Source organism: Chryseobacterium sp. W4I1 (assembly GCF_030816115.1).
GTDB lineage: Bacteria > Bacteroidota > Bacteroidia > Flavobacteriales > Weeksellaceae > Chryseobacterium.
This window is the reverse complement of sequence record NZ_JAUSXQ010000001.1, coordinates 3,534,840-3,548,921: the sequence shown is the minus strand read 5'-3', so window position 1 is coordinate 3,548,921 and position 14,082 is coordinate 3,534,840. Positions and strand designations below refer to the sequence as shown.

Sequence of the window (14,082 nt, the reverse complement as noted above, 5' to 3'; positions counted from 1 at the left end):
GTGAGGGCTTAGAAGTTGTATTTCCTTAATGGCACACAAGTCTAAGGATATGAAAGATTTAGTTAAACATTTTGCGGCAATTTTTTGCCTAGTGTCGATTTGTACCTATTCCCAGAATAGTGGAGATTTAAAAGCAAGTTCCCCTTCTTACACGGGGAAAAAGAAATCAGAAAGTGATACCTTACGTAATCCTGTCAGCAGGGCACTACCTCAGGACTGGACTAAAGCACCCAACAGTTATATATTTGATCCCAGGCAAAACAGCGAAGGTTTGCTTGTTCCGGTTAAAAAAGCTTATGCTGTCTGGAGAGAAGATAATCTGATCAAGAATGGGGGAATTCCTGCCGGTAAAATGACAGCAGATGTTCTCTGGGAAGACACCCACGGGCTCATCCGATCAGGAACAGCTTATTCACTAGAGCTTCAGGATTCGGGAGAAGGTGCTAAAATAAAGGTTCCTGTCAACAAAACAAAAAAAGGAAATGCCGTCATAGCCCTCAGGATAAATGGAGAAATATACTGGAGCTGGCATATCTGGGTGACCGATGATCCTACCAACGGATCTTCTTATAAAAGTTTTGACAATATCACCAGAATGAAGGCAGATGGAACGGTAGAGCCCATTCCTGATTCCGAATGGAAGTGGATGGATCGTAATCTGGGTGCATTGAGCGCTTCTATCACATCTTCAGACTGGAACAGAAGTATTGGGCTCCTTTATCAATGGGGAAGAAAAGACCCGATTCCACCCTTGGTGACAAGAGGAAATGATTATTATGAGGTTTCGGGTTCTATCGGAAGAATAAGACACAGGGGCGCGAAGAATTTTACAGGTGCCACAAGTATAGATAACCTTACGAAATATGTTCCGCTATCAAATGCTGAAGTAGTAAGTAATATCAGACTTTCCGTAAAAAATCCTTTAAGCCTGATCTATGTGAACAAAGATATTGACAACGGCCAGGCTTACTACAGTAATAATGTCAATATTCCGGTCAACTGGTTCGGACGTTCCACTGACCTTCCGGATAACAGGCTTTCGGAGCTTAATCTTTGGTCAGATAATTCCGAAGGGATCATTCGTACGGGTTATAATGACGACAGCAATGCCCAGCCTTACAGGGACAAATCTACTTATGATCCATGTCCCAACGGATGGAGGATGCCATCCATGCTCGTTGCCAATTTGGGCTCTCAGTCTTATGTAGATGATATCAGGATAGATTTTTCTCCTTTTGGTGTAAGGACCAATATGTCTAAAAATACTTTTGAAGCAAATAAATACCATATCATAAAACCTACAGATAATGGTGTTCCTGCATTTATGACAGGATTTAAGGTTTATCCCAATTTCGGGTTTGATCTTTCCAACGCAGGAGGAAATGATATGGGAGTTTTTCCCGGAACAGGACAGCTTATCAGAAATGCTCATCTGGGACAGTATACCGATCAGCATCATACGGCACTCTGGACGGCAACCATGGCCAGACACTTTGATGCTTCCCCGGCAGTAGTGGTCAGAGGGCTTTACATGATCCCCGATAAGGAGCAACCGGATGTTCCGGATCCCAATTACCCCAATATCAAAGGAAGATATACCTATATGCCGATGTCCGGAATGTATACTTCAGAAGCTAATGGCTGTAGATGTATTAAAGATCCCCTGTATGTTATAGACCGGTATGATTTTCCAACGGAATATATGGCTGCACCTACAGAATATAGAGAAGGAATTAATAATCCTAACACCTATCAGGCTGTTAAAAATACACAACCTTTTATCATAGATATTCCTGTAAGCAAGGCTTTTTCAGTACAAAGTCAGCTGTTAAATAATCAGGCCATACTGGATCCTTCTAATTTTAATAATTTAAAAGCAAATGTACTATGGACAACCAATACGGGACTTATTAGCAAGATTTCAGTCGCTAACCCTTCCCCGTCTTCTATTCAGAGTATCAGCGGCTCAGCGATCTCGGTCCAGATCAATCCCAATCAGAGTGGAAATGCTGTGATTACACTGCATAACGGAAGTATTTCGACCCCTGTATACTGGAGCTGGCATATCTGGATCACCGATTCTGCTTTAGGTTCCTTTACTTATACAACGGAAGCTCCTGCCTCTGAAGCAGTCAACTACATCAATTATGTAAACAAGGCAGATACAGTTCTTAAGACTGAATTTATGGATAGAAACCTGGGAGCAATAGACTCATTCCCAATGGTTGGTAATGCTCTTACCCCTACCGCTGCAGAACTTGCGAGAATAAGAGCTTCTACAGGACTACACTATCAGTGGGGAAGAAAAGACCCGATTCCGACATTCCAATACGCAGACAACAAAGCTTCCTTTAATATATTCCTGGGAACGACATCAGCTAACGGAACGGTTACCTATACTACACTTACTCCTGCTGCTTATAATAATATGACAGGAAATTATATTGTTCCGTATAGCACTTATGCTGCTGCTTCCAATGTAATGCTTACAGACAGACCGGCAGATAAAATCGCCAAAGTACTGTCCTATTCCGTTAAGAATCCTCTGGTTTATATGATTCCAGGTACTTTTGCTCCATACAACAGTGCAACACCTACGTATACCAATGGGACAGACTGGCTAGCAGATGAACCGAACCTTGCCCCGGAAAGATGGGGAAGAGGAGAAGAAAAATCCCCTTTCGACCCATGTCCTGAAGGTTGGAGGATTCCCGACGTCACCAATGTGGAGCTTATTTCCAATCAGGATTACGGACAGTCCCCATGGTACAAAAAAGATAAAAGGATTGCTACTTTTTATAGTGCTCTTACAGACTATTCAGGAGTTAGAGTTAGAAATCCTTCAACTACATCTACTATTGGCTATATGTTTGTAAACGGTTTTTATATATTGGGAAATTATCCTGACTCAGGATCCCGTGGGTATAGAAATGTTATTGCCAATCAATCTCCACAGGGTACCTTCAATGTGGTTAATTTTCAGTATCCTGGAGCCTGGACAGGAGCTTTAGCTTCAAATTATCTCGGAAGATCCGTCAATGTCTTGTTTGATGCTGCATCCACAGCCAATCGTTTTATTGCTTTTAATGATAATAATGATCCTTATATGGGGACCAGCTGCCGATGTGTAAGAGTAAAATATGATGCTGCAGGAAATGAAGAAGGTCCTATTCCTACACTTCAGATTACAGAACTGGCGTCAGGTAAAAGAGCTGATCTATTAAGCAGTGCAGAAGTAAGAGAAAAAGTAATGGAAAACAGAATTTCCTTATATCCCAATCCGGTAAAAGATATTCTTTATATCAAGGCGTCGGATGAGGGCAGCTTTTACTATCAGATTTATAATATATCCGGACAGCTGGTGAAATCCGGTAAGTTTGAAAACGGCAGAACAGATCTCTCTGCTCTTAATACAGGAGCTTATCTGATTAGAATCAATGATTCGGAGAAGATTGTGAAAATTATCAAACAATAAATTTTAAACTTCTATAAAAAAGCAGAACAGGATTTCCTTTTCTGCTTTTTGTTCTGCACATAAGTTACATCTATCACCAATGATGAAAAATTCTATATCATCTATTTTATTAAGCTTGAATCTTTGCCTAAACTATACTGTCTAAAGGACTTGATATCTTTAAAAATGCCCTTCGGAACGGACATGAAACCCATCTAATTCTTAAATTAAAACGGTTTAACAAAAAGTATATAATAAAAAAGCTTTACTTTTGCAAAAAATTTTTTTAGAATGTCGAAAAATTTAGTAATCGTAGAGTCCCCGGCAAAAGCAAAAACTATTCAGAAATATTTAGGGAAGGATTTTGAAGTGAAATCAAGTTTCGGACACATCCGTGATCTTCCAAAAAAAGGAATGGGAATAGACCTTGCCACATTCAGTCCTGATTACGAAGTTTCGGCTGACAAAAAGAAACTGGTAACAGAATTAAAGGCTGCCGTAAAGAAAGCAGAAATGGTGTGGCTGGCTTCCGATGAAGACCGTGAAGGAGAAGCTATCGCCTGGCACCTGGCAGACGAATTAAAACTGAAGCCCGAAAACAGGAAAAGAATTGTTTTCCACGAGATTACTAAAAATGCCATTCTAAAAGCAATTGAAAATCCACGGGACATCGATCAGAATCTTGTGAATGCCCAGCAGGCAAGAAGAGTATTAGACAGGATCGTAGGTTTTGAAATGTCTCCGGTTCTTTGGAAAAAAGTAAAACCGGGTCTTTCTGCAGGAAGAGTACAGTCTGTAGCGGTAAGATTGATTGTAGAAAGAGAAAAAGAGATCCGCGAATTTATTCCGAAAGCAAGCTTCAAGCTGGATGGGATTTTCCTGAATAAAAACGAACAGGAAATTGCAGCCAAGCTGAAAAAAGACTTTCAAAAAGAAGAAGACGCAGAAAAATTCCTTGAAAAAGCAAAAACTACAGAATTTAAAGTTCTCAATGTTGAAACAAAACCGGGAACCCGTTCTGCATCTGCACCATTTACCACATCTACCCTGCAACAGGAAGCATCTTCAAGATTAGGATATAATGTAACCAACACCATGCGTCTTGCACAAAGGCTGTATGAAGAAGGATACATTACCTATATGAGAACCGACTCTGTAAACCTTTCCCAGGAAGCTATTGAAGGAGCAAAAAAGCAAATTACCTCAGAATATGGCGCTGAATACTCTTCGCCCAGAAACTACACCACCAAATCTGCTTCTGCACAGGAAGCTCACGAAGCGATCCGTCCAACGGATTTTGCAGTGAAAAGTATCGGTGATGTTCAGTTGAATAGACTATACCAACTCATATATAAAAGAACACTGGCTTCTCAGATGGCCAATGCTAAAATAGAGAAGACCGTTATTGAAATAGGCAATGCATCGCTGCCTCAGCATTTTGAAGCGCAGGGAGAAGTGATCATCTTTGATGGTTTCTTAAAAGCTTACGGTATTGTAAAAACAGATGAAGATGATGAGGAAAACAACGAAAAGCTTCTTCCTAAAGTCAATGTTGGTGAAGTTTTAAGCTATAAAAAAATTATCGCTTCAGAAAAATTCACAAGACCAAGTGCAAGATATACTGAAGCAGGATTAGTGAAGAAACTGGAGGAATTGGGAATTGGCCGTCCCTCTACTTATGCTCCGACGATTCAGACGATCCAAAACCGTGAGTATGTTGACAAGCACGAAATCGACCCGCAAACAAGGGAAGTTGTTAAAATGTCTTTGGTAAAAGATAAAATTAAAAAAGAAGTCCTTGAAGAAAAATTCGGGGGCGATAAAAATAAATTCATTCCGACAGACACCGGTGAAGTAGTCAGTGATTTCCTGACCAATAATTTTACAGAAATCCTGGATTATGGTTTCACGGCAAGAGTAGAAGAAAGTTTCGACGAAATTGCAAATGGTGAGCAAAAATGGAAAGAAATGATGACCGACTTCTACTCAAAATTCCATCCGAGAATTGAACACGTAGAAGAAAATGCAGACCGGGCAACAGGAGACCGATTGCTGGGAGTTGATCCGAAAACAGGTAAAAATGTTCATGCAAGAATTGGAAGATTTGGCGCAATGATCCAGATTGGAGAGACGGAAGATGAAGAAAAACCAATTTTCGCATCATTAATGTCCGGTCAGAATATTGCAACCATTACTTTTGAAGAAGCCTTAGAGCTGTTCAGACTGCCTTTTGATCTTAGTGAAGTTGATGGTCAGGCTGTTTCTGTAGGGGTTGGAAGATTCGGACCTTATGTTAAATGGGGCGAAACCTACATCAGTATTCCGAAAGGGGAGGACCCGCTTTCTGTGGATCAAAAACGGGCGGAAGAAATTATTAGTGAAAAGAAAATCGCAGATGCACCCATTGCAAGTTATAAAGGTGAACCTGTAACAAAAGGAACCGGAAGATTTGGACCTTTCATCAAGTACAGAAGCATTTTTGTGAATGTGCCCAAGAAATATGATTTTGAAAACCTTTCTCAGGATGACATTAATGAACTGATTGATGCTAAACTTGAAAAAGAAGCCAACCGATATATCCAACAGTGGGAAAAAGAAAAAATCTCTATTGAAAACGGAAGATGGGGACCATTCGTTAAGTTTGGCAAAGCTATGTTCAAGATTCCAAGGAAGAAAGATGAAACCAAATATGAAGCAGATGAACTGAAAGATGTATCTCTGGATGAGGTGAAAAAATGGATCACCGACCAGGATCCTAAAGCTTTCGCTGAAAAGAAAAAACCGGCAGCAAAAAAGCCCGCAGCTAAAAAAACAACGACTGCCAAGAAGACCACAACTGTAAAGAAAACAGTGGCCAAAAAGAAATAAACTACAAAAATATATTGAAAAACACGGACTTGTAATCCGTGTTTTTTTATTTTATCCTAATTAACACTAACAGCATTTTTACTTGATGAGGTTTTTTGTATGTTTGTGTAAATAATGTAGTATATAGATGGATTTTGAAGATTTTATCATTTCACCAAGAAATTTCAAAGCGGAAAGCTGGCAGATCGGCAGCAGGATCACAAAAGATATAAAAGAAGACAGCATTGTGCTTCTTTTTGTTTCGGATTACAGAGGTGCGGGAGGAGATGCTGAAGTTCAGGATTTCACAGCGGTCCGAAAGGAATTTTATAAACTCTCACAACTGGATTTTGAAATACCGGTAGTAGATCTTGGAGATTTGGTTTCCGGAAAATCTGTTCAGGATTCCCATTATATTCTGCAGGAAGTTTTATCTGCATGCCATTACAAAAGAGCGCTTCCTGTGATCATAGGCGGATCCAACGATTTTGCCTTCTCATTATTTTCTACATTGAATTTTCATAAGAAAAACATTAATTATACCCAGATCAGCAATATTATTTCCCTGCAACAGGGTGAAAATATCAATGAATATACTTTTTTAGGTAAAATCCTGGGCTCCAAAAATTTCTCAATCAAAAACTATCACCACTTAGGGTATCAGAAACACCTGAACGAAGTAGATTCTGTAAGGCTCATCAAAGAAGTGGAATTTGACATCGTCCGTCTGGCAGAAATGATGAATTCTACAGAGAAAACAGAACCTTTCTTCAGAAAAGCAGACCTAGTTACCTTAAATTGCGATGCCATTGAAAGTTTCAGTGAACCTTTTTCTATGAATCCACAGGTAAACGGACTGAACAGAAGAGAAATCTGTGCCTATATGAAAGAAATAGGGCTGAGTGAGAATTTAAAATCCGTAGGAATTTTCAACTATAATATCTATTCCGAAAGCCAGCTGAATCATCAGCTCCTGGCACAAATGATCTGGTATCTTATCGAGGGAATCAATATCCAACGGTCCCATCCGAAAGAAAGACATTATGAAATGTTCTACGTTTTGATTGATGAAGATCAGTATGCCTTCAAGCGGGATACCTTCAGTAATTTGTGGTATTTTGGGGATGATGACAATATTGAAAACTGTATCCCATGTTCCAGAAAAGATTTTGAAGAAGCAAAAAAAGGAACACTTAATCCCAGGTTGGCCTTTTAAGAACACACAAAGATGAAAAAAAAGATAAGTATCGGTATTGTCTTATTGTTGGTCATATTTTGTTTCCTGTATTTCTGGAACAAATATGCCTATGCCGGGCAGGAAAAATATTTCCCCTCCAATACAAAGCCTGAAGCAGGTTTGCAAATTGGTATTATTGGTGACAGTTGGGTAGTTCGTCAGAATCTGGACTCCCTTTTAGAGAAAAGACTTTCGGATAAAGGAGTTCATGCAGAAATTTTATCATCAGGAAATCCCGGTGCCAAAACCAAAAAAATCTATGAAAACCTCTTTAAAGATGAAAGCGAAGAGTTTTCTTCAAAAAAAATACTTGAAAAGAAGCCAGATTACTGTATTATAATGGCCGGGGTGAACGATGCTGCAATGTGCATGGGACCTGATTATTATGCCCATCATATGGTGATGATCATCAATACACTTCTGCATTATGACATCAAACCGGTTATTGTTTCTCTGCCTGAATTTGGATTGGAAGAAAATTTTAAAAATAAAAATATACTAAGCGGCCTCAGCAATAGAGGAACTGAGCTTGTCTTAAACGGAAACGCTGAATTTAAATTACAGGATTATAGAAATACGCTTCTGAAAGATTTAAAAAGCACAGGATTGGATAAAAAAGTGATTCTCCTGAATTTTGATGAAGTGAGCAGGAATTATAATAAAGACAAAGATCTGTATGCAGACCCTCTGCATTTAAATATGAAGGGTTATCAGAAATTCAGTGAATTTTTATCAGAAAGTATGATCAATTTAGAAGATTCAAAATGAAGGTTTCCGTTATAGTTCCCGTATACAATGTAGAGAATTACCTGGTCAAATGCCTGGATTCCCTAGTAAAGCAGAGTCTTCAGAATATTGAAATTCTGGTTGTGAATGATGGAAGTACAGACAGTTCTGCATTAATCATTGAAGAATATGCAGCAAAATTTCCGGAAAAAATAAAAGCTTTCACAAAAGAGAACGGGGGACTCAGTGATGCCCGGAATTTTGGACTGGATCGGGCTTCCGGTGAATACATAGGTTTCGTAGACAGTGATGATTATGTCACGGAAACCATGTTTGAAGAAATGTTGCAGCTCGCAGAAAAATATCAGGCTAAAATGGTCATCTGTAACATCCAGAAAGTAGACCAGGACGGAGAAGTGACCCAAAAACTCACCCAGATCCCTAATATGCCGGAAAAAATAGAGCTGGAAGATCATTTTTCTGTTTTTTCAGATCTTAGTTATTTTGCCTGCAATAAATTGTTTAAAAAAGAGCTTTTTGATGATAAAAGATTTAAAAAAGGCGTTCATTTTGAAGATATTCAATTGATTCCGCAGCTGCTTTTGGAGTGTAGAGTCCTGGCACAGACCCAGAATTTCCATTATCAGTATCTTGAACGCACCGATTCTATCACAAAAACCCATACAGAAAAAGGGCTTGATATACTAAAAGCGGTGAAAGATGTAGAATCTGTTTTTGAAATTTCGAAATATGCTGCTAAAAGAAAAGAAATGAAAAACTTTCAGATTTTTGAAGGCGTTTATTCTTTTCTGGCCTATCTTGCCTTTGTGAAGAATGAAGAAACTTTCTATAAAATGGCTGGCGAACTGGCTGTCTTTATGCAAGAAAGGAAAATAAAAATTCGAGATATATTGAAGTATAATCGTTTTGGTAAGAATTATCTTTTATCTTTGCCGGTGAAAAAAAAGATTTTTTATCTGTTATTTTTTGCCGGTCAAAAGAAACTGATAAGAAAATTGTTATAACACAAATGATAAGTGCAATTGTTTCGGTCATCCCTAAGACTTTGACGGAAAGCTTCTTATGAAGTTTTAAGTAAGTTTTATGAGATATTGATGATGTACTTGATAAAAGAAAAATGAAGAATTTTGAATTGTTCTTAAGCGAATCAGGAATTTCTATTTTTTACATGAAAATAGGATTAGGTTTTCTGTTCTCTTTTTTAATTACCTTTTTCTCCATCCCCACCATCATCAAGATATCCAGAAGAAAAAATCTTATGGATGAGCCTGGAATAAGGAGTTCCCATCTCAGGAAAATTCCAAATCTTGGAGGGATTGCTATCTTTTACGCGATCGGGATCTGTACGTCCATCTTTGCGTACGAACTTTTTGATCTCTACAAATTTTTGTTTGCTTCACTCATCATTCTTCTCTACATTGGAGTGATGGATGATATTGTTGTGATGAGGGCCTATAAGAAGCTTGTGGCGCAGATCGTAGTATCTTCACTGGTGGTAATAGGGTCAGACATCAGGATAAGGAGCTTATTCGGAATACTGGGAATTTATGAAATGAGCTATATTGTAAGTGTGCTGTTCAGTATTATTACATTTATTGTTCTGATCAATGCTTTCAACCTGATCGACGGGATCGACGGGCTTGCCGGAGGTTATTCTGTGATCTGCAGCGGTCTGTTTGGAATAAGCTATTACAGGCTGGGAGAATATAATTATCCGTTGGTTGTATTATCAGCAGTTATTATAGGAACCGTACTTGCATTTCTGTACTATAATTTATCGAATTACAGAACCAATAAAATATTTATGGGAGATACCGGATCTATGCTTCTTGGTTTTCTTCTGGCATTTACATCCATTTGTTTTATTGACATTTTCATTGATAAAGAGCTGCCTAATGTTCCAAGATATCACCTTCAGTCTGCACCTGCGATAGCTGTAGCCATCCTTATTCTACCGATTGTTGATACGCTCAATGTAATCATTGTAAGACTTTGTAATAAAAAGTCTCCCTTTGATGCAGATAAAAACCATATCCATCACAAACTGCTGAAGCTTGATATTACCCACAGGAGATCAACATTTTATATCATTGTTTACTATCTAATGATTGTTATCATAGCTTATTATTTGAGACATATCAATATTAACATGTTGCTCCTTATCATTATTTTGTTAGGTTTTTTTGGAGCTTATCTTCCAGATCTTATTTATCATTTAAGAAATAATAAGAAATTAAGAATTTAATTTTTACTTTTGCAAACAATATCCCAATATGATGAAGAACTTGAAATATTTATTTTTATTATTACCCTTTTTTATTACCTCCTGTATTACCAAAAAAGATGTAAGGTATATGCAGCCCAGTGAAAGCTTGGTAATCAATGAGGAAGGACTTATTCCCTATAATATTCCTACTTATAGAATTACCAAAAATGACCTGCTTAATCTGAACATTGTCACCACTCCTAAAGGGGATGCGGCACAGTTTTATTCATCCCTCAACACATCAGGTGGGACAAGTGGAGGCACGAATCCTGCACTTGCAGGAAGAGCTGGAGCTGGAGGCAGTGGATCTTCTACCGGAGGGAATATCAATTTTTATTTCAACGGATTGAAAGTGGATTCCAAAGGCGATATCAATGTATTTGGTATAGGATACATCAAAGCTGAAGGAAGAACTTTGGAAGATATTACTCAGGAGATCCAGGATAAAGTGAATGAGAATTTTCAGGAAGGGAAATCCGAAGTAAGACTGAATACAGACGGAATTACTTACTATATTCTGGGGGACGTAGAAACTACAGGTCTTTCAGGAGAAAAAGTAGTACACAAAAATACACTGACGATTACCGAAGCTTTAGCTATTAACGGAGGTTTAAACAGAACAATAGACCGTCAAAATATAGTGATTCACAGAAAATTGCCGGAAGGGATTAAAGTAGCAAAAATTGACCTTACCCGTGAAGATATTATGAATTCTCCGTACTATTATGTACAGAATGGAGATGAAATCTATCTGAATACCAGAGGGAAAAGCTTAAACGGATTTGGAAAAGATCCTGTACAGACTTTAACTACCGGAGTATCTGTGATTACTACAGCATTATCTATTTACCTGCTTCTTAAAAACCTTTAACCATGATTCCAGAGAACGACGCTAAAGTAGGGAAAAACGAACCCCAGAAGGAAAAGTATGGATCGTTTGCATTATTTGATATCGAACATTTCTTAAGAAGGATACTAAAAAACTGGTATTGGTTTGTATTTATGCTGTTTATTGGCTATCTCATTTCATGGGTATACAGTAAATACTACGCACAGAACATTTATGCCTCGGAACTTTCTCTGAGCATATCCAACAATACATCCAGTTATTTCACTCCAAACCAATCCATCAACTTTATATGGGGGCAGAACGGAAATCAGGATGGAGTTTACCTTAAAAAAATGCTTTTATCCAGATCCCATAATGAGTTTTTGGTAAAAGAGCTTGATCTTTTCGTGAATTATTCCACTAAAGGGATGATAAAGTCAACTTATATTGACAAGACCGATTCACCTATTTTTTTACAGGTAGATAAAAAGCACCTTCAGCAGATCAATTATCCTATTACCCTGATCCCGAAAGGAGCGGGTGCCTATGAAGTAATTCTTCCCGAAGAAGGACAGTCTACAAGCTTATATAGCTATGAATCAGAAGGGTTTCAGTTCGTTAATGGCTATAACAGGCCGGCTAATAAGATTATAAAGATCAACGAATGGTATACTTCCCCAAATCTTAGGTTCAGGCTGCTTAAAAATACAGAGACTCCTAAAATAAAAGTAGATAACATTATTGTAAATCTAAATTCTGTAAATCAAAGTGTTAATGAAATTGTTTCCACGCTTGGGGTAGAATTCGATAAGGAAATCGGGACCATAATGATTATCAATAAAAAAGGATTTAATCTTAACAGTACCGTTAATTTCTTAAATAAATCGGTAAGTGAGCTTCAGAAAAAAAGACTTGCTGATAAGAATATAGTTAATAAGAATACAGATGCTTATTTAGAAGCTAATATTGCCAGTATCCGCAAAAAGTTGGATTCCAGCGCAGCGGTGCTGAACTATCTGAAAACTTCAGAAAAGCTTTATAACATTAAAGACAGAGACGAAAAATCATTAGATAAAATAAAAGAGCTTGAGGCGAAAAAAGCTGATATTGTAAGTAAGATCAGTTCACTGAATAACATTAAAAATACACTGCATGCTCAGGATTTTGATAAAATGATCAGTACCAATGCCGCTGGCTTTGAAGATGGTTTCTTCTCCGCTTCTGTGACGGAGCTTAAAGCACTGTACACAAAGAAGAGAGAGATGGCAACCATATATAAGCCGAACTCTGAACCTATTAGAGAAATAAACAGACTTATTGATGAAGCAAGATCCGGTTCCAATGGTGCATTAAGAAATTATTATACAAAATACTACGACGAGATCAATAAAATAGACCGACAGGTTGCAGATGCCAATTCTGATCTGAATGCATATCCCGAAAAAGAAAGGAAATATCTGGATGCAGAAAGAGGATACAGTATGATCGAAGCGACCTACAACAGTCTTTTGGGAAGACAGAACGATGCCCAAATGAAAGTGGCGACCAATCAGTCTGATATTACAGTAATTGACCCTGCTAAAAATCTGGGACAAGGCCCTATAGGCCCGAATGTAAAAGCTATAAAGATGGCAATCATTACCGGATTGCTGTTGCTTCCTTTACTATTCATGCTGATCGGGGAAGTGCTGGATAATAAAATAAGAAATATCAAAGAACTGTTGGGGGCAACGAAGATTCCACTTCTTGGCGTTATAGGAAAAAATACCAACGAAGGAATGTTAACCGTTCTGGAGCAGCCTAAATCATCAGTATCAGAGGCATTTAGGGGAATCCGTGCCAGTATGAGATTCCTGATGGAGAATAATAAAGAAGATGGTAAAGGAAAAACCATCCTTGTTACCTCTTCCGTTGGTGGTGAAGGAAAAACGTATATTTCCATCAACTTGGCTTCAGTAATTGGGTTAAGTGATAAAAAAACGATTCTTCTGGGTATGGACCTTAGAAAACCTAAGATCTTCGGAGACTTTAAGATCGATAATAAATATGGTATTTCAAACTACCTTACGCGGAGAAGTGGAAATAGAGCAGATCATCAATACAACCAGGATTCCTAATCTGGATGTTGCTACCTCAGGACCTATTCCTCCCAATCCTTCAGAACTTTTAATGAGCGAACGAAACATTAAATTTATTGAAGAATTAAAAGAGAAATATGATTTTATTGTCATAGATTCTCCGCCGGTAGGTCTTGTAGCAGATTCCTATGAACTGATGAAGTATTCTGATGCCAATCTTTATGTGGTGCGTCACGAATATACCGAGAAATATATGCTGAAAATGATCACTGAAAAATACCATAGCGGAGAGGTTGATCATTTAGGATTTATATATAATGACTACAATACGAAACAAGGCTATGGATATGGTTACGGATATGGTTACGGCTATGGCTATGGATATTTTGACGAAGACAAAAATTATAAAGAACCTTTACTCATAAAGATACGAAATAAGGTACAGGCAATATTTAACAAAAAATAGCGTTTTAAACCCTCAGCAAATGGGGGTTTTTTTATACTTTCCTTATTTGAGATCTAAGGAAAAAAGAATAATTTTGCCACTTTGCCGTTTACTTTATAACAAATTATGTTTTTTTGTTTATTTTTAACTATACATTAAGAATATCATTAATATAAAAA

7 protein-coding genes and 1 pseudogene are annotated in these 14,082 nt (G+C 37.8%); all 8 read left to right on the top strand.

The window, feature by feature from the left end; all coding sequences use genetic code 11:
* Positions 1 to 49 precede the first annotated feature (49 nt).
* The 8 genes and pseudogenes from QF044_RS16505 (at position 50) to QF044_RS16470 (ending at position 13,924) form a co-directional block, all read left to right on the top strand.
* Positions 50 to 3,475, top strand: a complete 3,426-nt coding sequence (locus QF044_RS16505; RefSeq protein WP_307269540.1) for a T9SS type A sorting domain-containing protein — start codon at positions 50 to 52, stop codon at positions 3,473 to 3,475.
* A gap of 270 nt (positions 3,476 to 3,745) precedes the next feature.
* Positions 3,746 to 6,322 (top strand): type I DNA topoisomerase, encoded by a 2,577-nt coding sequence (gene topA, locus QF044_RS16500; protein WP_307269538.1) that lies wholly within the window; start codon positions 3,746 to 3,748, stop codon positions 6,320 to 6,322.
* A 127-nt stretch (positions 6,323 to 6,449) separates the two neighbouring features.
* A complete protein-coding gene (locus QF044_RS16495; RefSeq protein WP_307269536.1) occupies positions 6,450 to 7,517 on the top strand; it encodes a formimidoylglutamase in 1,068 nt (355 codons plus the stop codon).
* A gap of 12 nt (positions 7,518 to 7,529) precedes the next feature.
* On the top strand, positions 7,530 to 8,306 hold the full coding sequence (locus tag QF044_RS16490) for an SGNH/GDSL hydrolase family protein (protein ID WP_307269534.1): 777 nt from the start codon (positions 7,530 to 7,532) through the stop codon (positions 8,304 to 8,306).
* The gene (locus QF044_RS16485) at positions 8,303 to 9,289 is read left to right on the top strand and encodes a glycosyltransferase family 2 protein (RefSeq protein ID WP_307269532.1); all 987 of its coding nucleotides are present in this window, start codon (positions 8,303 to 8,305) and stop codon (positions 9,287 to 9,289) included. The genes QF044_RS16490 and QF044_RS16485 overlap by 4 nt, the downstream gene beginning before the upstream one ends.
* Before the next feature lie 113 nt (positions 9,290 to 9,402).
* Positions 9,403 to 10,530 carry a glycosyltransferase family 4 protein gene (locus QF044_RS16480; protein ID WP_307269530.1) on the top strand — a complete coding sequence of 376 codons (1,128 nt, stop codon included), beginning with the start codon at positions 9,403 to 9,405 and terminating at the stop codon, positions 10,528 to 10,530.
* A gap of 28 nt (positions 10,531 to 10,558) precedes the next feature.
* Positions 10,559 to 11,422: a polysaccharide biosynthesis/export family protein gene (locus QF044_RS16475; protein ID WP_307269528.1), complete on the top strand. Its 864-nt coding sequence runs from the start codon at positions 10,559 to 10,561 to the stop codon at positions 11,420 to 11,422.
* A 2-nt stretch (positions 11,423 to 11,424) separates the two neighbouring features.
* A pseudogene (locus tag QF044_RS16470) lies at positions 11,425 to 13,924 on the top strand (polysaccharide biosynthesis tyrosine autokinase).
* Positions 13,925 to 14,082 lie beyond the last annotated feature (158 nt).

What these genes read in the sequence shown, in the direction of transcription:
- QF044_RS16505 (WP_307269540.1), top strand. Translation starts at nt 50, where the DNA reads ATGAAAGATTTAGTTAAACATTTTGCGGCAATTTTTTGCCTAGTGTCG.
- topA (WP_307269538.1), top strand. Translation starts at nt 3,746, where the DNA reads ATGTCGAAAAATTTAGTAATCGTAGAGTCCCCGGCAAAAGCAAAAACT.
- QF044_RS16495 (WP_307269536.1), top strand. Translation starts at nt 6,450, where the DNA reads ATGGATTTTGAAGATTTTATCATTTCACCAAGAAATTTCAAAGCGGAA.
- QF044_RS16490 (WP_307269534.1), top strand. Translation starts at nt 7,530, where the DNA reads ATGAAAAAAAAGATAAGTATCGGTATTGTCTTATTGTTGGTCATATTT.
- QF044_RS16485 (WP_307269532.1), top strand. Translation starts at nt 8,303, where the DNA reads ATGAAGGTTTCCGTTATAGTTCCCGTATACAATGTAGAGAATTACCTG.
- QF044_RS16480 (WP_307269530.1), top strand. Translation starts at nt 9,403, where the DNA reads ATGAAGAATTTTGAATTGTTCTTAAGCGAATCAGGAATTTCTATTTTT.
- QF044_RS16475 (WP_307269528.1), top strand. Translation starts at nt 10,559, where the DNA reads ATGATGAAGAACTTGAAATATTTATTTTTATTATTACCCTTTTTTATT.